20 protein-coding genes are annotated in these 20,342 nt (G+C 53.7%); 1 reads left to right on the forward strand and 19 read right to left on the reverse strand.

Annotated elements, in window-relative coordinates; translation table 11 throughout:
* Positions 1-5: 5 nt before the first annotated feature.
* The 5 genes from AV656_RS02775 to AV656_RS02795 form a co-directional block, all read right to left on the reverse strand.
* On the reverse strand, positions 6-869 hold the full coding sequence (locus tag AV656_RS02775) for an AAA family ATPase (protein WP_063178577.1): 864 nt from the start codon (positions 867-869) through the stop codon (positions 6-8).
* A gap of 52 nt (positions 870-921) precedes the next feature.
* Positions 922-1,119 (reverse strand): DUF6501 family protein, encoded by a 198-nt coding sequence (locus AV656_RS02780; RefSeq protein WP_063178579.1) that lies wholly within the window; start codon positions 1,117-1,119, stop codon positions 922-924.
* Between the two features lie 340 nt (positions 1,120-1,459).
* Entirely contained in the window at positions 1,460-2,719 is a 1,260-nt protein-coding gene (gene odhB / locus AV656_RS02785; protein ID WP_063178581.1) for a 2-oxoglutarate dehydrogenase complex dihydrolipoyllysine-residue succinyltransferase, read from the reverse strand.
* Positions 2,720-2,749: 30 nt separating this feature from the next.
* A complete protein-coding gene (locus AV656_RS02790) occupies positions 2,750-5,566 on the reverse strand; it encodes a 2-oxoglutarate dehydrogenase E1 component (protein WP_063178584.1) in 2,817 nt (938 codons plus the stop codon).
* A gap of 257 nt (positions 5,567-5,823) precedes the next feature.
* The gene (locus AV656_RS02795) at positions 5,824-6,909 is read right to left on the reverse strand and encodes an undecaprenyldiphospho-muramoylpentapeptide beta-N-acetylglucosaminyltransferase (RefSeq protein ID WP_063178586.1); all 1,086 of its coding nucleotides are present in this window, start codon (positions 6,907-6,909) and stop codon (positions 5,824-5,826) included.
* Positions 6,910-7,010: 101 nt separating this feature from the next.
* On the opposite strand from AV656_RS02795, the gene AV656_RS02800 reads away from it, so the two are divergent.
* Positions 7,011-8,372 (forward strand): MATE family efflux transporter, encoded by a 1,362-nt coding sequence (locus AV656_RS02800; protein ID WP_063178588.1) that lies wholly within the window; start codon positions 7,011-7,013, stop codon positions 8,370-8,372.
* A gap of 51 nt (positions 8,373-8,423) precedes the next feature.
* Here AV656_RS02800 and AV656_RS02805 read toward each other — a convergent pair whose 3' ends face one another.
* From AV656_RS02805 to AV656_RS02870, 14 genes are all read right to left on the reverse strand, one after another.
* On the reverse strand, positions 8,424-9,509 hold the full coding sequence (locus AV656_RS02805; RefSeq protein WP_063178590.1) for a Ger(x)C family spore germination protein: 1,086 nt from the start codon (positions 9,507-9,509) through the stop codon (positions 8,424-8,426).
* The gene (locus AV656_RS02810) at positions 9,506-10,540 is read right to left on the reverse strand and encodes a GerAB/ArcD/ProY family transporter (protein WP_063178592.1); all 1,035 of its coding nucleotides are present in this window, start codon (positions 10,538-10,540) and stop codon (positions 9,506-9,508) included. Before AV656_RS02810 ends, AV656_RS02805 begins: the two co-directional genes overlap by 4 nt.
* A complete protein-coding gene (locus AV656_RS02815) occupies positions 10,537-11,940 on the reverse strand; it encodes a spore germination protein (RefSeq protein WP_231877220.1) in 1,404 nt (467 codons plus the stop codon). The genes AV656_RS02810 and AV656_RS02815 overlap by 4 nt, the downstream gene beginning before the upstream one ends.
* Before the next feature lie 126 nt (positions 11,941-12,066).
* Positions 12,067-12,951: a CAP domain-containing protein gene (locus AV656_RS16040; protein WP_231877221.1), complete on the reverse strand. Its 885-nt coding sequence runs from the start codon at positions 12,949-12,951 to the stop codon at positions 12,067-12,069.
* Positions 12,952-13,125: 174 nt separating this feature from the next.
* The gene (locus tag AV656_RS02825) at positions 13,126-13,380 is read right to left on the reverse strand and encodes a hypothetical protein (protein ID WP_063178594.1); all 255 of its coding nucleotides are present in this window, start codon (positions 13,378-13,380) and stop codon (positions 13,126-13,128) included.
* Positions 13,373-14,272 (reverse strand): CobW family GTP-binding protein, encoded by a 900-nt coding sequence (locus tag AV656_RS02830; RefSeq protein WP_063178596.1) that lies wholly within the window; start codon positions 14,270-14,272, stop codon positions 13,373-13,375. The genes AV656_RS02825 and AV656_RS02830 overlap by 8 nt, the downstream gene beginning before the upstream one ends.
* A 58-nt stretch (positions 14,273-14,330) precedes the next feature.
* Positions 14,331-15,821 (reverse strand): S41 family peptidase, encoded by a 1,491-nt coding sequence (locus AV656_RS02835; RefSeq protein WP_063178598.1) that lies wholly within the window; start codon positions 15,819-15,821, stop codon positions 14,331-14,333.
* Positions 15,822-15,914: 93 nt separating this feature from the next.
* The gene (deoD, locus tag AV656_RS02840) at positions 15,915-16,616 is read right to left on the reverse strand and encodes a purine-nucleoside phosphorylase (RefSeq protein ID WP_063178931.1); all 702 of its coding nucleotides are present in this window, start codon (positions 16,614-16,616) and stop codon (positions 15,915-15,917) included.
* A 99-nt stretch (positions 16,617-16,715) separates the two neighbouring features.
* Entirely contained in the window at positions 16,716-16,934 is a 219-nt protein-coding gene (locus tag AV656_RS02845) for a YozE family protein (protein ID WP_063178599.1), read from the reverse strand.
* A 42-nt stretch (positions 16,935-16,976) separates the two neighbouring features.
* Entirely contained in the window at positions 16,977-17,408 is a 432-nt protein-coding gene (gene msrB / locus AV656_RS02850) for a peptide-methionine (R)-S-oxide reductase MsrB (RefSeq protein WP_063178601.1), read from the reverse strand.
* A gap of 4 nt (positions 17,409-17,412) precedes the next feature.
* Positions 17,413-17,937: a peptide-methionine (S)-S-oxide reductase MsrA gene (gene msrA, locus AV656_RS02855; protein ID WP_063178603.1), complete on the reverse strand. Its 525-nt coding sequence runs from the start codon at positions 17,935-17,937 to the stop codon at positions 17,413-17,415.
* Between the two features lie 10 nt (positions 17,938-17,947).
* The gene (locus tag AV656_RS02860; RefSeq protein ID WP_063178605.1) at positions 17,948-18,523 is read right to left on the reverse strand and encodes a YpmS family protein; all 576 of its coding nucleotides are present in this window, start codon (positions 18,521-18,523) and stop codon (positions 17,948-17,950) included.
* Between the two features lie 14 nt (positions 18,524-18,537).
* Positions 18,538-19,344: an SGNH/GDSL hydrolase family protein gene (locus AV656_RS02865; protein WP_231877222.1), complete on the reverse strand. Its 807-nt coding sequence runs from the start codon at positions 19,342-19,344 to the stop codon at positions 18,538-18,540.
* Positions 19,345-19,402: 58 nt separating this feature from the next.
* Positions 19,403-20,242 carry a DegV family protein gene (locus tag AV656_RS02870; protein WP_063178607.1) on the reverse strand — a complete coding sequence of 280 codons (840 nt, stop codon included), beginning with the start codon at positions 20,240-20,242 and terminating at the stop codon, positions 19,403-19,405.
* Between the last annotated feature and the right edge of the window lie 100 nt (positions 20,243-20,342).

The raw sequence follows: 20,342 nt of genomic DNA on the forward strand, positions 1-20,342 counted from the left end.
ACGCATCACCGGATCCAAGTGGCAGCCAGGTCCATGACGAGCCGGCGCTCTCCCGGATCTTCAAGTTTCTCCGCGATGGCATAGCGAACAGCGCGTTCTGGCCCCATATGAAGTGCCAGCTCCGTAGCGTCGATCAGGCTCCTGATTGATGCAGCTTCATCGGCCAGTAGTCCATTTTTCGCCTGATCCTTCAGGTCCTCCGAGATGCTCAGCATCGTCGTAATCAGCGTCCGGGGAGCATCCGGAAATTCTCGCTCCAGAAGCGCCTTCGACTGTTCCTGTCCGAGATACGGCACCTGGAAAGCGATAAACCGGTTTTTCAGCGCTTCATTCATCGGGACCGTTCCGACATAACCCTCGTTGATCGCGGCGATGACGGTGAAATCAGGGTGGGCATGGATGACCTCTCCTGTGAACGGATTCGTCAGCATCCTGCGGTAGTCCAGCACGCTATGGAGGATCGGCAGTGTCTCCGGCTTGGCCATGTTGATCTCGTCAATATAAAGGATATGGCCCTCTTTCATTGCTGTCACAACCGGCCCGTCCACGAAGTCAATCACGGTATCTCCTTCCTGCCGGATGATCGTCTTGAATCCGATCAGCGATTCGGCATCCAGGTCGACGGAACAGTTGACCTGATGCATCGGCTGGCTGAAAAAGGCCGACACCGATTCCGCAAGTTTAGTCTTACCGGAACCGGAAGGGCCTTTCAGGAGCACCGGACGCCGGATGACCACGGCCGTCAGTACGTCCTCCCACAAGTAGACATCCGGAGGCACATAGCCCCCCTGCCCGATCAGCGCCGTCTCATCGGCGGGATACGTCCGTCCGTTCCGTTCCTTCTGCTCTTCTTCGATGATCGCCAGCATAAACAGTCCTCCCTACTAAAAGGCCCGGCGGTTTTCCCGCCGGGCCTCCGGATCATTCAAAATACGTTTTATAGAAACCGCCGACTTTGCCCGTGTTGTCCACGACAAAGATGAATTCATCGGTCTCGTTTTTCACTTCGTATTCTTTGCCCGGTGTGAGCACATTCGACACCAGGTACTTTTCCGCGTCCGTATGCCTGCACGTAACAGTACGGATCGCCGGTGCGTCTATCCACTGCTTAAAATTCATCGGCTGCCGCCTCCTTTAACATGGTTCCATTATAGACAAAACATAGCCCCTTTTTCAATGATGCAGGTAGCGCGGGTGAGTAGCGGTTTCATCATTCAAGGGAGCAGTTTCGTCATTGTTGGCTCCGGTTTCAGCATTCGCGCCCGCAATTTCGTCATTCGCCCCAACCGAACGCTCCAATGACGAGATTACCCGGTGGAAGGACGAAATCAGAAGGACGAATGACGAAACCGTAAAAACAGCGAAACAACTCTCCGCTTATGAAGACTCCAACTCAGGTCCCGATATGCCACCAAACAAAAAACGCCTCATGAAGAGGCGTTTTTCATTGTATTGCAGATCAGGAACCGAGAAGAAGGTCTTCTGGGTTCTCGATCATTTCCTTGACAGTCTTGAGGAAACCGACGGAGTCTTTGCCGTCGATGACACGGTGGTCATACGAGAGCGCAACATACATCATCGGGCGGATTTCCACGTTGTCGCCTACTGCGATAGGACGCTTCTGAATCGTGTGCATGCCGAGGATACCGACTTGCGTGCCATTCAGGATTGGTGTGGAGAAGAGCGATCCGAAGACGCCGCCGTTTGTAATCGTGAACGAGCCGCCGGAAAGGTCGGACAGAGCAAGCTTCTTGTCGCGTGCCTTGGTCGCAAGATCAGCGATATCTTTCTCGATCTCGGCAAAGTTCTTGCGGTCTGCATCACGCACAACCGGTACGACGAGACCTTCTTCGGTAGATACCGCGATGCCCACGTCATAGTAGTTCTTGAGCAGGAGGTCAGTACCATCGAGCTCGGAGTTCACGTACGGGTACTGCTTCAGTGCAGCGACAACCGCCTTCGTGAAGAATGACATGAAGCCAAGGCGTGCGCCGAACTTCTTCTCGAACTCGTCTTTTTTGCGCTTGCGCAGTTCCATGACGTTCGTCATGTCGATTTCGTTGAATGTAGTGAGCATCGCCGTGTTCTGACGGACTTCCAGAAGACGTTTCGCGATGGTCTGGCGGCGGCGGGACATTTTCTCGCGTGTCACGCGGCCGGATTCTTCATCCGAGGAAACAGCCGGTGCCGCAGGCTTGGCCGCCTGCTGTTGAGGCGCCTGCTTTGGTGCAGCGGCAGCCGCTTCGACGTCCTGGACGCGTACGCGGCCCATCGGATCGACCGGTGTGATCGAAGCGAGGTCGATGCCTTTTTCACGTGCAAGCTTGCGCGCTGCAGGGCTTGCGATCGTGCGGTCAGTTGAGCTCGACTCATCGCCGGTTGCTTCAGCTGCCGGAGGTGTTTCTTCTTTCTTGGATTCAGGAGCAGGGGTTTCTGCCTTCTTCTCTTCCGCAGGCTTATCGGCCGGTGCAGCAGCTGCGCCGGATCCTTCGCCGACAACAGCGATGACTTGGCCGACCTCAACCGTGTCACCTTCTTCTGCGAGCAGTTCCTGGACAACGCCCGCTTCTTCGGAGATGACTTCAACGTTGACTTTATCAGTCTCCAGCTCGACGATGAATTCTCCTTTGTCTACAGTGTCGCCGGGCTGCTTCAGCCACTGGGCGACCGTACCTTCCGTGATGGATTCTGCAAGTTCAGGCACTTTGATTTCTGCCACGGTGGATTCCTCCTTATGATCAGGCAAATCTTAGGATTTGCTCAGTGCTTCATTAATGATGCGGTCCTGTTCGATCTTATGGGACTTGCCGTCGCCTTCCGACGGGCTCGAGCGGCGGATCCGGCCAATGTAGCGAACCGGTTTCTCTCCTGCAACTTCCCGTACAAACGGCTCCGCAAACGACCACGAGCCCATGTTCTTCGGTTCTTCCTGTACCCAGACGAATTCCTTCACATTCGGGTAGCGGGCGATGATTTCTGCAATCCGGTCGGACGGGAACGGATACAGCTGCTCGACACGGATGATGTGGAGCCATTCATAGCCTTCGCCTTCTTTGACCTGCTCGGCAAGGTCGATCGCCATCTTGCCGCTGGCAAAGGCGATGCGCTCAACCTTCTCAGGCTCGTTGCCGAGGCCAGGCTGTTCGATGACCGTCTGGAACTTGCCCGAGGCCAGGTCTTCGACATCCGCACCGACAAGCGGGTGGCGGAGAAGAGACTTCGGCGATGTGATGACAAGCGGGCGGCTGATTTCTTCGCCAAGGTGCTCCGCCTGGCGGCGAAGGATATGGAAGTAGTTTGCGGCACTGGACAGGTTTGCAACTGTCCAGTTGTTTTCTCCTGCAAGCTGGAGGAAACGCTCAAGGCGCGCACTGGAGTGTTCCGGACCCTGGCCTTCATATGCGTGCGGAAGAAGCATGACAAGACCGGAAGTCTGGCCCCACTTCGAGGCACTCGAAGAAATGAACTGGTCGAACATCATCTGTGCCATGTTGGCAAAGTCGCCGTACTGGGCTTCCCAGAGGACGAGCGCGTTCTTGTTCTCGAGCGTGTAGCCGAATTCATAGGCGACGATCGATGCTTCGCTCAGCGGGCTGTTATACACTGCGAACGATGCGTTGGCGTCACTGATATGGTGAAGCGGCACGAGTTCCTTGCCGTCCTGCTCATCATGCAGAACAAGGTGGCGGTGTGCGAACGTTCCGCGCTGGGAATCCTGGCCTGTCAGGCGGATCGGGTGTCCGTCCTGCAGAATCGAACCGAACGCCAGTGTCTCGGCGTGTGCCCAGTCGATCTTGCCCTTGCCGTTGAATGGTTCTTCCCGGCGCTTCAGGATGCGGGAAAGCTTCTTGAAGACATGGAAGTCTTCAGGGAAGTCCAGCAGCTCTTCGTTCATCTTGCGGAGACGGTCTTCGGCAACACCTGTTTCCACACCCGGGTAGCCGGCCATGATGGATTCAGGAGTGCTGTTGTCCGATGTCTCTTTCTTCGACGTTTCTTTCACTCTGTCATAGGAATCCTGAAGCAGTGAAAACGTTTCTTCGTCCATCTTTCCGACTTCCTCCGGCTTGACGATGCCCTTTTCGGACAGCTCCTTGCCGTAGAGTTCACGGACTGTCGGATGCTGGTGGACCTTATGATACATCATCGGGTTCGTCACAAGCGGCTCATCCATCTCGTTATGACCGTAGCGGCGGTAGCCGACCAGGTCGATCAGGAAGTCCTTGCCGAATCGGTTCCGGTACTCGAAAGCGAACCGGGCAATAGCGATGACCATTTCCGGATCATCCGCGTTGACGTGAATGACCGGAACCTCGTACCCCTTTGCCGGGTCGGAGGCATAGCGGGTCGAACGCGAATCAAAGTATTCGGTAGTGAAGCCGATCCGGTTGTTCGCGATGACATGAATCGAACCGCCTGTCTTAAAGCCTTGTGTGCGGCTGTAGTTCATGGTTTCCATGTTGATTCCCTGGCCTGCGAATGCCGCATCACCGTGCACCAGGACGGCAAATGCATCTTTCTCATTCAGTTCAGGAATCCCCGGACGGCCGGTCTCTTCCTGGGCGGCACGTGTCTGGCCGGTAATGACCGGATTGACTACCTCCAGGTGAGACGGGTTGTAGGCCAGTTTGACCTTCAGGCCGTCGGGAGCGTTGTAGGTGGCGCCCATATGGTACTTCACATCGCCGAACCAGCCATGTGTCAGTTCAAGGGAACCGTCCTCAGGGATAAACGGAGTGTCATCGAGGCCTGCAAATTGGGCCAGCATGACTTCATAAGGCTTGTTGAGGACATGCGTAAGAACGTTCAGACGGCCGCGGTGTGCCATGCCGATCAGAACTTCTTTCATCTTCTCTTCGTGTGCGTTGCGGACGAGTTCGTCAATCAGAACCACAAGCGAATCAAGACCTTCGATGGAGAAGCGTTTCGCACCGACGAACGTACGGTGGATAAACTTCTCAAAGCCTTCGACTTTCGTCAGGCGGTCAAGGAGTTCGCGGCGCTGACTGTCGTCCAGTCCGGGACGCACTTTTCCTGATTCGATGTAGGAACGGAGCCATTTGCGTTCTTCCGGGTCAATGACCTGAGAGAACTCATAGGCAGCCTTCCCTGTGTAGATGCGTGTCAGATGGTTGATGGCATCGAGGCCGTTCGACACGCCTTCCGGAACCTGCTCATGGAAAAAGATCGAAGCCGGCATCGACGCGAGGTCTGCTTCGGTGAGTCCGTATGCCGACGGAATAATCCGGGAATTGTCCAATTCCCGGTCCTTCAGCGGGAAGATATTCGCAGCCAGATGGCCGTTCTGGCGGATGGAATCTGCCAGCCTGGCCGCTGCCACGATTTTTCCGAACTGGGCCGGTGAAGTGCCTGTAGCTGTCTCGGCAGTTCCGGCAGCATTCTCCGGTGAAACCGGTGCGCCGAAACTTCTGAAAAGTTCCGCCAGATCAGGGTCAACCTGATCCGGATCGTTCTGGAACAGCTCATACTGTTCCATCACATACCCCAGGTTCGGCCCGGAGAAGGAACCCCAGGGCGAACCGGGAGCAGCAAAATTGTTTGACATGTAGATACCCTCCACTTTTTACGCTGGCATCGTCTACCTCTATTATAAAGGTCCGCATCAATTTTAGCATGCCGTCCCTGACACTGAAAGCAAACGGCATCTAAGGCGACGCCTGCGTTTTTGTCCAATTCAATCTTACTACTGTACCGACAAAATACAATCTTTTTTTACAAAAAAACAAAGCATGACCGTTGTAAGCGGATACATGCTTTTAGAATACCGATATATGGGTGCGGCTAAACATTTTACGGCCGGACTCAGCCATTTTCCCGGGAGTGCGATAGAATCAGAGAAGCCATCTCTTCCGGGGTTTTTGGAGGTTCCGCCTGTTCCATCTTGAGGATGATTTCCTGGGCTCGGTCCTGCAGTGAATGGACGCTGCCGAGAAACGATTGGCGCCCGACCTCCTCTTCCTGAAGCACTTCGGCAAAACCGGCCTTTTCGAACATCCTGGCATTCAGGATCTGGTCTCCCCTGCTCTTTTCTGCCGAAAGAGGAATGAGGAGCATCGGCAGACGAAGTGCAAGAAATTCAAAGATGGAGTTGGAGCCGGCGCGGGACACAACGTAATCAGCCGCCTTCAGCAAATGTCTCAGCTCATCGGTCACATACTCAAACTGGCTATAGCCTTCCATCTGTTCAAGTGTTGCGTCGAGATGACCCTTTCCGCAAAGATGAATGATGTCGGCAGTTTTCAGGAGCTCCGGCAAACTGGAGCGGACTGCTTCATTGAGGACCGCCGATCCCTGGCTGCCTCCCATCACGAGAAGGACGGGCTTCCTGCCCGGCAGACCGGCGATGCGCAGCCCTTCGCCCTTGGATCCCTCGAACAGTTCCTGGCGGATGACCGCTCCTGTGCAGGTCGCTTCCGCTTTTTTGACATGAGGAACCGTTTCCGGGAAAACGGTGAACACATGATCGGCAAACGGCATTGCCAGCTTGTTCGCCAGTCCCGGAGTGACGTCGGATTCATGGATGACCACGGGGACTCCCGCCATGCGGGCGGCCAGGATCACCGGAACCGAAACGAATCCTCCCTTGGAGAAAATCAGAGAGGGTTTCAGTTTCCTGATGACCCGGTATGCCTGAAGGACCCCTGCACCGACTTTGAACGGATCGGTGAAGTTCTTCATCGAGAAATAGCGGCGCAGTTTTCCACTGGAGATTTCATAATAAGGTACAGACGGGAATGATCCGGTGATCAGATTTTTTTCTATTCCGTCACGGGACCCGATATAATGGACATCGTAGCCTTGTTCAGTCAGCGACGGGATAATTGCCTGGTTCAGAGAGACGTGCCCGGCCGTACCGCCTCCGGTGAGGATGATGTTAGGTCGTGTCATGCGATTCCCTCAATTCGTTTACAGTGTTTCATACATATGAACGCATTATCCATTCTAACACAGCTGAATGCAAGTATCTTATGGACTGGAGGTGCTGCAGGATGGAAACACGCAGGCCGCTCAGCCTGAAGGCGGGCATCATGGCGAAAGTCGTCGGCCCGATCCTCGTCACACAGGTGGCGATGTACTTGATGACGTTCTTCGATATCCTCATGACCGGCCGTTATGACTCCGAACACCTGGCCGGCGTGACGATCGGTTCTTCCTTCTGGAACCCTGTCTATACGGGGCTGGCAGGAATTCTGATATCCGTGACGCCGATTGTCGCCCAGGCGGTCGGTGCCGGACGGAAGGAAGACGCACGTCCAACCGTACAGCAGGGACTTTATATCAGTGTGGCTCTGTCCGCGGTGGTGTTCGTTCTTCTGCAGGTCGTCATCCGCTATGGCCTCGGCCAGATGCCGCTCGAGGCGCAGGTGCAACAAGTGTCTGCAGGCTATCTGACGGCGATGAGTGCCGGTCTGGTCCCGCTGTTTGCCTACACGGTTATCCGCTCCTTTATCGATGCGCTTGGCGCCACACGGGTAACGATGATCATCACCCTTCTCTCTGCACCGGTGAACATTCTTCTGAACTGGCTGTTCATCTTCGGGAAGGCAGGTTTTCCGGAGCTTGGCGGCGTGGGGGCGGGAGTCGCCTCCGCAATCACCTACTGGGTGATCCTGGCGATTGCGGTATTCGTCACCCATTCAAAACGGCCGTTCCAGCCCTTCCGGCTGTATGGAGGATGGGAACGCATATCCATTCCCCGCTGGAAAGAGATTGTGGTCCTCGGTGTTCCGATCGGGATCTCGATCTTTACAGAGACAAGCATTTTCGCAGTCGTCACACTCTTTATGAGCGGCTACTCCACAGAAACGATTTCCGCCCACCAGATTGCCCTGAACTTCACGTCACTCCTTTACATGATTCCGCTCAGCCTCTCGATGGGCGCGACCATTCTCGTCGGCCACGAGGTCGGTGCAGGCAGATGGAAGGAAGCGAAAGAATACAGCTGGCTCGGCGTGGGAATGGCAATCGTGTTCAGCCTGATCTCCATCTTTATTCTCGTCACGTTCCGGGATGGGATTGCTTCCCTGTACACGCAGGATGAGGCCATCATCCGGCTTGCCGTACAATTCTTTATCTTCGCTGCTTTCTTCCAGCTATCCGATGCTGTACAGGCACCCGTACAGGGAGCGCTCCGCGGATACAAAGACGTGAACGTCACGTTCATCATGGCGATCATCTCGTACTGGGTCATCGGCCTGCCGGTCGGCTACCTGATCGCCAATCAGACGGACCTCGGACCATTCGGCTACTGGATCGGCCTGATCACCGGCCTGACCGCGGGAGCCATCACCCTGTCGGTCCGCCTGCTGCTGATTCAGCGGAAAAAGCAGAAGCTTCCTGCTCCTAATTGAAAAATCCCGCTGAGACTGTGTCTGTCTCCGCGGGGTTTTTTATGTCACTTTTTAATTCAGGATTCCTGTCCGCCGGATTTTAATCTTGGCGTCAGCTTTTATATCCAGCTCTGAAAACGTTTCGTTCCAGTCTCCCCGTTTCCAGAGATCGGGATGGAATGCACGCACGGTGCGTCCGAGACCAAGCGGATCACTGCCTGCTTCCTGCAGAACCGACAGCAGATCTTGCATATTTGCGGTTACCTGTTCCGAAAGCTGCTTCTCGAGTATTTCTATCCGGTTTTTTTCAAGAACGGGACCAATCGGAAATTCTTCGATTTCAACATCAATGTCATAAGACATACGGACTTTATCGCCTTCGATTTTCCAATCCTTTTTCCCGCTTACATACTCAATCGTAATTAAATCCTTTTTCCCATCGACTTCCACTTCGTACGTGCCCCTCAGGAACTTTCCGGGGTTATGTTCCATGATGGACATGATCTTGCTTTGGCTTGTGGTCAATACAGTCCCGGTTGCTGATTTCCCTTTAAACAGAGCCGTTCCGGCAATCTCCGGATGACCGGACTCCTCGCCGATTTGCAGGACCGGAAGCGCCAGGTCCTTCCCCTCTGAAAACAGCAGTGTCCCCACCTTCTGGATATCATGGGAAGTGGACATGGAATAGTCATCACTTGTCTGCAGCAGATGAGTGATAAAGTCCGGCACATTTTTTCCGATTCCTTGCGGGTTTGTTTGGGTCATGAAGGATTCCATATCTCCCCGGATGAGTGCCACCTTGCTGCTCAGCCTGTTTCGGGGTGTCCTGTAGAGATTATCCATATATTCAATGAGGTTGGATTCGGCAGTTTCTTCCGATATCAGGAGTACTTCAAGCTGAGAAATATCAATCACTTCGCTGGTCCGGACATTGATCTCGTTTTTCGCATCAGCAAATGAATAGCCCTGGGCTTTTGCAATCAAGTACTCAATCTGGTCATCGGTCTGCGAGGGAAAAGAAAAGTGGATGGTGACATTCCCTTTTTCCCCTTCGATCCCGATCAGCGTCACCACTTGCAAGTCGCGGAAACTCAAATTATCCCAGCATCCTGCGAGGAAGGGAATGCAGAGCACCAGGCAGATCATCAACTTTTTCATGCCGACTCTTCTCCCCTTCTCTTTCCAAAGATCCTGTTACCCGATATGACAAGAAACGGCAAGGCGATGGCAAAGACGAGATGGGCATATTGTAGAAATTGACCGCTCATACGAACCGCTTCTTTCGAGTCCAGTTGTGTCCCGACAGCCAGCAGAAGGATGCAAAACAGGGCTGCGTTCCTTGATCTGCGGATCCTGATCTTTTGGGGCAGCAAATGAAGAATTGAGAATGCATAAATCCCCATCGCGATAAAAGACCAGGCCAGCCAGATATAAATAAACAGCAGATCCAGCCGTTCCATAAATGAAACATCCTGGGACTTCAGCATGTACATGATCGGCTCAGGAATCAGTCTGAATTCTTCCACCGAGAAAAACAGGAGCGGCATGACGAGCATCTGCAGGAAAAATAACAGCCAGACACCGCCATAAATCATGACTTTCCGGGAGTTCACCTTTCCCGGAACAAACGTTCTCAACAACAGAAACAGTTCAATTCCGATAAATGGCATCTGGGCTTTTAATGAGCCCTTTTGCAGATCACTGAATTTCGTTTCGCCAAGAGGGAAGAGATTTGTCCATACGGCCTCTTTCAGCCCCAAGTAAACAAACACCATAAACAGGATGATCATCGGAATGAGAATCACGCCGATATTGACCATTGTTTCGCTGCGGCTCATCATCAGATAAAACAGGACAATGACGACCAGCAACATGATGACGAATGTAGGTGTCTTCGGATAGGCCCAGACATTCAGCGTATAGCCGATATAGCCAAGAAAACTGGCCATGACGAAGAACCAGTAAATGCCATATAAAAAAGCAATAAGTCCTTTCCATTTAAAATCTTGGTAATACCGGTTGAACAGCCACAGATGAGGAAAGATGAGAAGACCCTGCATTAGAAATAGCCACCACGCATCCCGTCCCGCAGCAATGACCAATTGTGACTGGAATGACGTGAACACCGTACCGGTCATGGCAACGAACAGCATAAGGAAAAGCTGAAGAGATGTAATGTGCAGTTTCATTTCGCCTTTTTCCCTCCCAGACGGAAAAATGGCTGTTGACGGTCCGGCCTGAAATACGGCACCCGGAAGAAGACATCCTTGAACCTCGTAGGATCAAAAGGAATCACCGGAGACAGATACGGCTGGTTCAGGGAGGAGAGGTTCAGCAAATGCACGAAAAGAATCAGCGTGCCGATCAGCATGCCCAGGAAACCAAACGTCGCAGCCAGAATCATGAACGGGAAGCGGAGCATCCGGATCACCATATTCAGTTCTGGTGACGGAACAACAAAGCCCGCAATGGCAGTCATGGCTACCACGATCACCATCTGGTTTGAGGCAAGCCCCGCACTCACGATGGCATCCCCGATTACAATCCCTCCGACAATCGCTACGGTCTGGCCAATCGGCTGAGGCAGCCGGATGCTCGCCTCGCGGATCAGTTCGATAAACAGTTCCAATAACAGCGCCTCAAAAATCGGAGGATAGGGGATATCTTTCACACTGCTTTTGACTTGTGTAGTCAGTTCGACGGGGAGGATTTCCGAATGAAAGCTCATGACCGAAATATAAAAGGCAGGCAGCAGAATAGCCAGAAAAAATGCCAAAAGCCTGACCAGCCTGTAGAAGCTGCCCACGAGCACACGGCTTGTATAATCATCGGGTGATTCATAAAATGAGAACAGGTTCACGGGGCCCAGCAGTGTCGTGGGCGAACTGTCTGTGAATATGGCCACCTTTCCCTCCAAAAGATTATATGTGACCCGATCCGGCCTCTCTGTGGTCAGGAATTGCGGAAATGGTGACAGGATTCGGTCTTCAATATAGTCTTCAAGTTGGCCGGAGGAATAAAATTCTTTATTCGGCATGTTGCTCAGCCTTTCGCGGACTTCTTGCACCACTTCCGGGGCGGCCTGATCTGCAAGATAAACGATATTGAGCTTGCTGACTGTTCTTTCCATCGCAAAACTTTCAACAACCAGATCTGGGCGTTTCATCTTATTTCTGATCAAGCCGATATTTGAGCTGAAGTTTTCTACAAAGCCCTGGTGCATGCCGCGGACAACCTGTTCATTGACCGGTTCATCCGGCGATCGTTCAGGGACCTTAATCGCCTTGATTTCAAGCATCAGATTGGACTTGGGAAAAATCAGAACAGCACTGCCCTCACAGATGGCGGTGACAAGCTTGTCCTTGTGGAAGGCTTCGGCCGATGTGGAGGCACTGCTGCCCCATCCATTCGCGCCTTTGTCTACCCTGTCCTCCAGCAGCCGCAGTTGCTTGTTGACAGCCTCGGCATCTATCATCGTCGAATAAAAACAAAGAAAAGCAGCCGTACCGGCGATTTCAACCTCTTTCACCACAAAATCTGCGGAGTTTTTAAATTCATTTTTTATGATCTGCATCGTTTGATCGTCCATGAATTCGAATCACCCCTTCCCGTCAGTATCAGCCCCGGGAAGGGTGTTTTATTCAACATGCTGCACATGGCTTTGCAGTCATGGCATAAGAAAAAGAGCACCCTGGAAGGGTGCTCTTTCTGTATCTTATTTCTGGATGAACATCTGAGTCCAGTAGTGTCCATTCGAGTCATAGCCGATTCCGATGTGTGTGAATTCCGGTGTCAGGATATTCTGGCGGTGGCCAGGCGATTCCATCCAGCCTTTCACAACTTCTTCAGGAGTCCGCTGACCCATTGCAATGTTTTCAGCGGCTTTCTTGTAGCTGATGCCGGCTGCCTTCATCTGGTCGAACGGGGAACCGTAAGTTGGGCTCGTGTGCGAGAAGTAATTGTTCTTGCGCATGTCCGCAGATTTCGCTCTTGCTGCATCCATCAATTTCGAGTCTGCTGCCAGCGGCTTGAGGCCGGCTTTGGCGCGTTCAGCGTTTGTCAGGTCAAGTACTTTCTGTTCAACTGCACTCAGGCCGGCAGTTTGCTGTGGAGCTTGCTCAGTCGGCGCAGCAGAAGGCTGGGACGGCTGCTGCGGAGCTGGTGCAGGGGCAGGAGCCGCAGGTTTTTCGGCTTCAGGCTTTTTCTCTGCAGGTTTTTCTGGAGCCGGTGCTGGCTTCTCTTCTTTAGGCTGTTCCGGAACTGGTGCAGGCTTTTCTTCTTTTTTAGGCTGTTCCGGCTTCTCCTCTGCTTTAGGAGCTTCCGGCTTGGCTGTTTCCGGCTTTTCCTGTTTTGCAGGTGGCGCAGGAAGCTTGTAGCCGTACTCCTTCAGGATTTTCTGGATCAGGTTCTGGACGTCCAATTTGGACAGATCCTCACCGTTATATTGGAGTACTTGTCCGGCTACATATGTATGCACGGACATGCCTTCCACGTTGATCTTCTGGAATTGTTCGTTTTCTGTTGTCTGCTGTGCTTGCGCAGTGAGGCCCGGCGTCAGTAGCGCCGCACTCATGGCGAGAACGGAAATCGTTTTTTTCATTCTCAATTCCTCCCTTCGGCACCATCGTACACGAAGGCAGGGATGCATATCGTTCCAGCACTTTCCTCTGTCACCAGCCATCCCCCCGGCCTATGAAAATAGGCGTTCCGGCAGATGATTCATAGGAAATCTCCGGAAGGACGACCGACTATTTCATTTTAGGTGCGGTTGACATCAGATCATCAGAGACCGATAGAAGCGGATCAGCAGGTCCTGGTCTTCATCAGGCAGGCCGGATGTGCGGATGCGCGCTGTGATCTCTGCAAACTTGGCTTCCCGCGACTTTCTCAGTCTTGGATGGGTCATCTTATCAGCCAGCTCATCTTCTGCAAGGGAGCGGATGTCCGGGATGGACGATGCCTGCTGTGCGGCGGCTCTTCCCTCCCACAGTCTCCGGTAAGCCCCGATCAGGCTTTTCTCATCACTCATCGCCGGTACCCGGCACATGGATTTCGGAAAGCCCTTCCCCGATCAGCACAAGGTTTGCCGGCATGTTCATGTATTCCGGAATCCATTGAACCATCCCATAAGCATATTGGAACAGGGACGGGTATTTGTTTCCTTCCAACGGTACATATCCCTTCATCCGGTACACCGTCTCCGGAAGCGTCCGGATCCATCCTTCGAACGTCTCCCTGCTGACCGGCTTGCTGAATGTCACGAGGCGTGTTCCGATCGGCAGATGGCTGCCGATTCCCGCTTTTTGCACCGGCATTCCGGTCGGTTTCTGTGCCAGGCTGCGCAGTGCTGCCAGAGGAACCTTGCTGTTTACGGTTTCGACGATCCGGGCACCGGGGTTCAGTGCCTGGATGCCCATGACAGCTTCCGCCTTCTCGGAATCCGTCAGCAAATCGCTTTTGTTCAGCAAAACAAACCCGGCATGACGGATCTGTTCAAGGAACAGCATGCGGACCTGTGGCGTCATGCCTTCTGACGCCAGATAACGCTTTCCATCCGCCACGGTGACGATCCCCTTTACATCCAGCCGTTCTCCGAACAGCGGGGAGTGGACCGCATCGAGAACTTCCACAGGGTGGGCTGCTCCGGTCGTCTCGATGAATATGATATCGACATCCTCGTGCAGAAGGGCCTGCATCTGGGACTCCGTCTTTTCCGAACCCGTGCAGCAAATACACCCATTCAGGATTTCCTTGAGCGGCACGCCTTCCTCCACCGCTTCCGAATCAAAGGCCAGCTCACCGAGTTCGTTCATGATGACGCCCGGCTTCAGCCCATCTTTCTTTGCCTGCATGATCAGCCCCGTCAGCAATGAGGTTTTTCCGCTCCCGAGAAATCCGCTCAAGATATAAACTTCGGTCATTGTCAGTCATCCTTTCAATGAAACGGGCGGAATCCAATATGGACTCCGCCCGCTTTTGTCATTTCAGTTGTTCGTGCAGAATTTCCGCCGCTTTTTTCATCATCGGATCGTCAGTCTCAATCTTCTCGCGGAGCTTGTCCATGAGGGCAAATGTGGTATCCCCTTCAAGGATGCCGCTTTCCTCGAGACCCGCTTCCGACTGGAGGTCACGGACCGCTTCTGCCGTCTCTTCATCAAAGACGCCGTCCGCTTCACCGGGATCATAGCCCACCGCATCAAGCATCTGCTCGGCAGAGAGGATGGTCATAGACGTATCCCCATCCTGCATCGATGTTTTCGGATCGATAAACGGCAGCTTCACGTATTCTGGATAACTAACCGGATCGGTCGGCTCAATCCCTTTCTCGTGGATCCAGTTGCCGTCAGGCGTCAGCCATTTTGCGGTGGTCAGCTTCAGGTTCGAGCCGTCCCGGAAGTCCTGCGGCGACTGGACGGTGCCTTTTCCGAACGATTTTTCGCCGACGCTCCGGATGCCGGCCGACTCCATGAGTGCACCGGCGAGGATTTCGGATGCGGAGGCACTGCCGCCGTCAATCATCAGGACTACCGGCATCTTCACCTTTGTTCCGCCGGACGCATAGGTGATCTGAGGCTTCCTGCCTTTCTCCTCGATCTGGAAGAGTCCCTCTCCCTCCTCAACGAAGAGGTTAGAGATCTCGATTGCCGTACTGAGGAGGCCGCCGGGGTTTTGCCGGACATCGATCGCCATCGCCTTCATGCCTTTTTTCTCCATGGCATCAATAGCCTCCAGCAGCTCGTCAAACGTGTTTTCCGAGAAGCTGGTGATCTGGATATGGGCGACTTCATCGTCCACCATCTCAGCATAGACGGTTTCAATTGGAATGACATCACGTGTGATGGTCACGTCAATCGGCTCTTCAAGTCCTGCCCGCTCGATCTGGAGGGTGACATCGGTGCCCTTCTCACCGCGGATCAGCGTCACGGCTTCGGTCGAGGACTTGCCCTGGAGGCTCTCGCCATCCACGGACAGGATGATGTCATCGGGCTGCAGATGCGCTTTTTCCGCCGGAGAATTCTTGATCGGGGAAACAATCATGATCTTGCCGTTACGCTCCTGAATTTCAGCACCGATTCCCTCAAAGCTCGAAGAGATGCTTTCGTTCAGGTGCTGGGCTTCCGTCTCGTCCAGGTAATCCGAATATGGGTCGCCCAGGGCATCCACCATGCCGTTGATCGCCCCGTTCACGAGTTCTTCGTCAGTCACGTCCTCGAAGTACTGCTTTTTCACTGCGTCATAGGCATCATAAAGCTTTTCGAACTCGCCCCGTTCGGACTTCGGCGAGACCACCTCGACCACTTTGTCCTCTCCGACAGTAAGGGCGAAGAATGTCACGCCTGCAGTCAGGAGGACGAGGCCGAACATGAGCATCAGAAGGAAAAACGGCTTGATGCGCAGGTAGCGTCCCGCGGGTGTCTGCTGTTTGTCCTCCGGATTGTCACTGTTCCGGCCGTGATTATTTTCGTCCATGTTGTTTCACCACTTTCAACGAAGGCCCGCAGCCGGTGCAGCGGGCCGATATACGAAAAGACCGCCACCGTCCGATGGCGGTCGATCCGGTCTTTACTGGATAGCCGCTTCGAGGGCGACTTCGATCATTTCGTTGAATGTCGTCTGGCGCTCCTCGGAGGATGTTGCTTCGCCTGTCAGGATATGGTCGCTCACCGTCAGAACGGAAAGTGCCTGGCGGCCGAACTTTGCAGCGTGCGTATAAAGTGCCGCCGATTCCATCTCAACGGCCAGGACACCGTAGTCCGCATATTTTTTGTGATCGGAATCCTCACTGTAGAAGAGATCTTCCGTGAAGACGTTGCCGACTTTCAGATTCAGACCTTTTTCACGTCCTGCTTCGTATGCTTTCAGCAGCAGATCGAAATCTGCCGTCGGCGCATAATCCATTCCCTTAAAGATGATCTCGTTAAATTTGGAGTTCGTGGATGCGCTCTGGGCGATGATGACGTCACGGACCTTGACGTCCTTCTGGATCGCGCCGCATGTGCCCACACGGATCAGCTTCTGTACATCATACTCCTGCATCAGTTCAGTGATGTAGATGGAGATTGACGGTATGCCCATCCCGGTACCCATTACGGAAACCCGCTTTCCTTTATAGGTTCCCGTATAGCCGAACATATTCCGGACTTCGTTGAATTGCTCTACATCTTCCAGGAACGTCTCTGCAATGTACTTTGCACGGAGCGGATCGCCCGGCAGTAGGATCGTGTCGGCGATTTCGCCTTTTTTTGCACTAATGTGGATACTCATCTGATTAAACCCCGCTTTCACAAATTCTTTTCCATCATATCGTGTTTTTGGACCGCCCGCAATCACAACACCGGCGCCCGCCAAAACGGACGCCTAGTCTCAGTCGGTCTCCCGGTATTCTTCCCACAATTCATCAAAAACACGCGATGGCATGTCCGGGTCCGCCCGCTCTTCAAGATAGCGGGACAGCGGATCAAATCCGATTTCCGTCTTGGGGAATTCATGGTCGAGAAATGCCGCCTCCGCGAATACCGCACGCGGGTCGTCTTTCGGCCCTCCCCGGTGGGACATGAGGTACTGATAGAATGTTCGCCTCATCGGACCACCGCCCTTTCCTGGTTGATTCACTGCTTGCCGAATTTATTCACCAAACAGCTTCAGATAGTTCCCATAGCCTTCCTCTTCAAGCTTGTCCTTCGGAACGAAGCGGAGGGCTGCGGAGTTGATGCAGTAGCGCAGGCCGCCCGCTTCTCTCGGTCCGTCAGGAAAGACGTGGCCGAGGTGGGAGTCCGCAGTTTTGCTCCGGACTTCCGTTCGGCGCATACCATAGCTGGTGTCAAAGTGTTCCGTGACTTCGGTGTCCTCGATCGGTTTCGTGAAGCTCGGCCACCCGCATCCCGCATCGTACTTGTCTTTTGATGAAAAGAGCGGCTTGCCCGAGACGATATCCACATAGATTCCCTCTTCGTAATGGGCATCATATTCATTCTGGAACGGCGGTTCGGTGCCGTTTTCCTGGGTGACTTTATATTGCATCGGCGTAAGCTTCTGCTTCAGATCTTCTTTGTTCATCCTGTTACTCCTCCCACATGGTTTCCTGGAATGCTTTTCTTCCGGAACCCGCAAAATATCGGTTGTAATGGGCCGGGTTCTTCATGTAGTAATCCTGGTGTTCTTCTTCTGCCGGATAAAATTCTTTGGCCGGAAGAATTCTGACGGCGATCGGTCCGTCAAACCGCCCCGAAGCCTCCAGCTTTTCCTTGGACTGCTCGGCGGCTGCTTTCTGTTCGTCATCGTGATAGAAGATCGCCGTCCTGTAAGAATCGCCGCGGTCGTAAAACTGGCCGCCGGGATCGGTCGGATCGATCTGCCGCCAGAAAATATCAAGCAGTTCCCCGTATGAGATGACCTCCGGGTCAAATATGATTTCGACCGCCTCATAGTGGCCGGTCGTCTCCGAACACACTTGCCGGTAGGTCGGATTCGGCACATGCCCACCGGTGTAGCCGGACACGACCGATTCCACACCGTCATATTTGTGGAAGGGCTTCACCATGCACCAAAAGCAGCCCCCTGCAAATGTTGCTTTTTCGGTTCCCATGCCATGCCTCCTATTTCCGTGGGATGAGGATTTCAAGTTCGATCTCATCCTCCGGAAGATTGATCTCTTTCGCCCTCACCTGTATGCCCCCTGATACGGGCAGCCTGGACAGGTCGATGAACAGTTCTTCTTCCTTCGGCCTTACGATCATCCAAGCCGGAAGACCGACTGTGTCACCGAGAAGCTTCAGGATGGTGGAAGGCGGAATCGTCAGGTTTCCGACCTCCACCGATTTCTGCTTGAGTGACAGGTTGCCGTCTTCAAGCACCACCGGCTCAAAATGCATCATGACCGGCAACTGGACGGCAAACACCGTCAGCTCGGACACGAGGAGCACATCGTCTTCAAATTCCAGCGCGACCGGAATCTTATCGTTGTTGATCGCCTGCCGGATATACGTATTGGCGATACCCTCCAGGTCATCCCGGGTCGCAGTCACCGTCAGCCTGTCCACCTGTTGGCCGGCCGGAGCGGCCTCAGGGAGCGGGGTCCCGTCGACCGGCCGGCTGATCCAAAACATGACTGCAAGGACGCCGGTTACGATCAGTGCAGCTAAAAGAAAAAACGCGATTTTCCATTTGTTCACCCGGCATCCCCCTCTCAAAATTCCAATTCCCCGCCGGATAGCCTGTTCAAACCGCATCGTGACAGGGATTCAATGATCCTGTCCGTCATCCTGCTGTAACCCTTGCTGTTCGGATGGAAAAAGTCTGTGTGATAAACGAGATCCCGGTTGGAAACGAACAAGTCATCGACCGGGACAAAACACGCCCGGCCATCGGCAACCGCCGCGTCTTCGAGGACAGCGTTCCATTCGGATAGAATCCCGTCGAACTCGCTTTCTTCATCTGTTACCACTGTCAGCGGGTTATAAAGGCCCAGTATGATGAGTACGGCATCTGGATTGGACCTGCGCACCTGAAAGAGCGTAGTCGAAAGCCGGTCCATGAAGGGTTCCAGTTTCCCTTCAAAAGCTTTCGCGTCCAGGTTAAACAAATCCTTCTTGACGACCTTCATCAGGTCGTTCCCGCCAATGGTCAGCGTAAGGATATCAGCCTCCGAAATGGTCTCCCGGACCCTGGGGTCGGACAGCTGTTCCTCCAGCTGATCGCTCCGCCTGCCCCTTTTTGCCAGGTTCTGGATTTCTACGCCTTTGACGCCTTCCCATTCCTCCATCCTAACCGCGAGACGCCCGACGTATCCTTCCCGTTTTCTTTCATCGCCGACCCCCTGGGTAAGGGAGTCCCCGAGTCCGACCAGCACAACAGTTCTCGGTGCAAAAGTGGGCGGCACTTCGAATTCTCCAAAGCCGGTTTCTCCGATCTTCTCGAAACTTCCCGGCTCGCCCCCCGGCATGCAGCCGGTCAGGAAAAGGACCGCCGCAAGCATCCAAATCCATTTTTTCATCTCTCTTCCCCTTTTCGAAACAAAAAGCGGGGAACCGCAGGCTCCCCGCCTTCCATGCTCAATCCCAGTAATACATGAAGCCAATCGCTCCGGGACCGGTATGGGTGCTGATGACGGGAGAGGTGAACATCAGCTTCACGTCCTGGAATCCGTCCTCTTCAATCATCTGCTTGAGCGGAACAGCCATATTCAGCCCGTTTGCGTGCGAGATGCCGACCGCCCGGAGCCTGCGTCCGACCGTCTGCTCTTTGAATTCTTTAAAAAGTTGCCTGACGACCTGTTTGTGGCTTCTTGCCTTGCCGACAGGCGTATAGACGCCTTCCTTAAGTGCTGCAATCGGCTTGATGTTCATAAGGGAACCGAGCATCGCCCTCCCCTTGCCGATTCTGCCGCCTTTCACGAGATTCTCAAGTGTATCCACAACCACATATAATGCAGTGTTTTTCCGGACGGTACGGACGCGCTCCAGAATCTCCTCCAAGTCTTTTCCTTCCTTCGCCATCCCGGCTGCTTCCAGCACCTGGAACGACAGGGCAAAAGAAATAAATTCCGAATCCACTACGGTGACGTCGGCGTCGGCCAGTTCAGCGGCGGCCCGGGCCGATTCCACGGTACCGCTCATGCCTCCTGTCATATGGATGGACAGGATTTTCCCGCCGTCTTTTCCGATCGATTCGTACAGTTCCTTGAATATCCCGACAGGCGGCTGGGAGCTTTTCGGCAGCTCCTCACTCTCTTTCATCTTGTCCAGGAATTCTTCCGGGGACAGGTCTACCCGATCGGTATACGTCTTCCCCCCGATTTGGATGGAGAGCGGAACGACATGGATGCCGAACTCACGGACGGCCTCGCTACTGATATCTGCTGTTGAGTCTGTTACGATATGAATGGTTGTCATTTTGTCGCCCTTTCAGATTGTGCTGATTCTCTTGCTGATAGATCTGGTAAGAGAAGAATAGAATCCGGCGGACGACAAAGTCAAGGAAAGAGGGGTGGAG

Source organism: Bhargavaea cecembensis (genome assembly GCF_001619585.1).
Classification (GTDB): Bacteria; Bacillota; Bacilli; order Bacillales_A; family Planococcaceae; genus Bhargavaea; species Bhargavaea cecembensis_A.

Coding starts and splice junctions, on each gene's coding strand:
- AV656_RS02775 (WP_063178577.1), bottom strand. CDS start 869: ATGCTGGCGATCATCGAAGAAGAGCAGAAGGAACGGAACGGACGGACG.
- AV656_RS02780 (WP_063178579.1), bottom strand. CDS start 1,119: ATGAATTTTAAGCAGTGGATAGACGCACCGGCGATCCGTACTGTTACG.
- AV656_RS02790 (WP_063178584.1), bottom strand. CDS start 5,566: ATGTCAAACAATTTTGCTGCTCCCGGTTCGCCCTGGGGTTCCTTCTCC.
- AV656_RS02795 (WP_063178586.1), bottom strand. CDS start 6,909: ATGACACGACCTAACATCATCCTCACCGGAGGCGGTACGGCCGGGCAC.
- AV656_RS02800 (WP_063178588.1), top strand. CDS start 7,011: ATGGAAACACGCAGGCCGCTCAGCCTGAAGGCGGGCATCATGGCGAAA.
- AV656_RS02805 (WP_063178590.1), bottom strand. CDS start 9,509: ATGAAAAAGTTGATGATCTGCCTGGTGCTCTGCATTCCCTTCCTCGCA.
- AV656_RS02810 (WP_063178592.1), bottom strand. CDS start 10,540: ATGAAACTGCACATTACATCTCTTCAGCTTTTCCTTATGCTGTTCGTT.
- AV656_RS02815 (WP_231877220.1), bottom strand. CDS start 11,940: ATGGACGATCAAACGATGCAGATCATAAAAAATGAATTTAAAAACTCC.
- AV656_RS16040 (WP_231877221.1), bottom strand. CDS start 12,951: ATGAAAAAAACGATTTCCGTTCTCGCCATGAGTGCGGCGCTACTGACG.
- AV656_RS02825 (WP_063178594.1), bottom strand. CDS start 13,380: ATGAGTGATGAGAAAAGCCTGATCGGGGCTTACCGGAGACTGTGGGAG.
- AV656_RS02830 (WP_063178596.1), bottom strand. CDS start 14,272: ATGACCGAAGTTTATATCTTGAGCGGATTTCTCGGGAGCGGAAAAACC.
- AV656_RS02835 (WP_063178598.1), bottom strand. CDS start 15,821: ATGGACGAAAATAATCACGGCCGGAACAGTGACAATCCGGAGGACAAA.
- deoD (WP_063178931.1), bottom strand. CDS start 16,616: ATGAGTATCCACATTAGTGCAAAAAAAGGCGAAATCGCCGACACGATC.
- AV656_RS02845 (WP_063178599.1), bottom strand. CDS start 16,934: ATGAGGCGAACATTCTATCAGTACCTCATGTCCCACCGGGGAGGGCCG.
- msrB (WP_063178601.1), bottom strand. CDS start 17,408: ATGAACAAAGAAGATCTGAAGCAGAAGCTTACGCCGATGCAATATAAA.
- msrA (WP_063178603.1), bottom strand. CDS start 17,937: ATGGGAACCGAAAAAGCAACATTTGCAGGGGGCTGCTTTTGGTGCATG.
- AV656_RS02865 (WP_231877222.1), bottom strand. CDS start 19,344: ATGAAAAAATGGATTTGGATGCTTGCGGCGGTCCTTTTCCTGACCGGC.
- AV656_RS02870 (WP_063178607.1), bottom strand. CDS start 20,242: ATGACAACCATTCATATCGTAACAGACTCAACAGCAGATATCAGTAGC.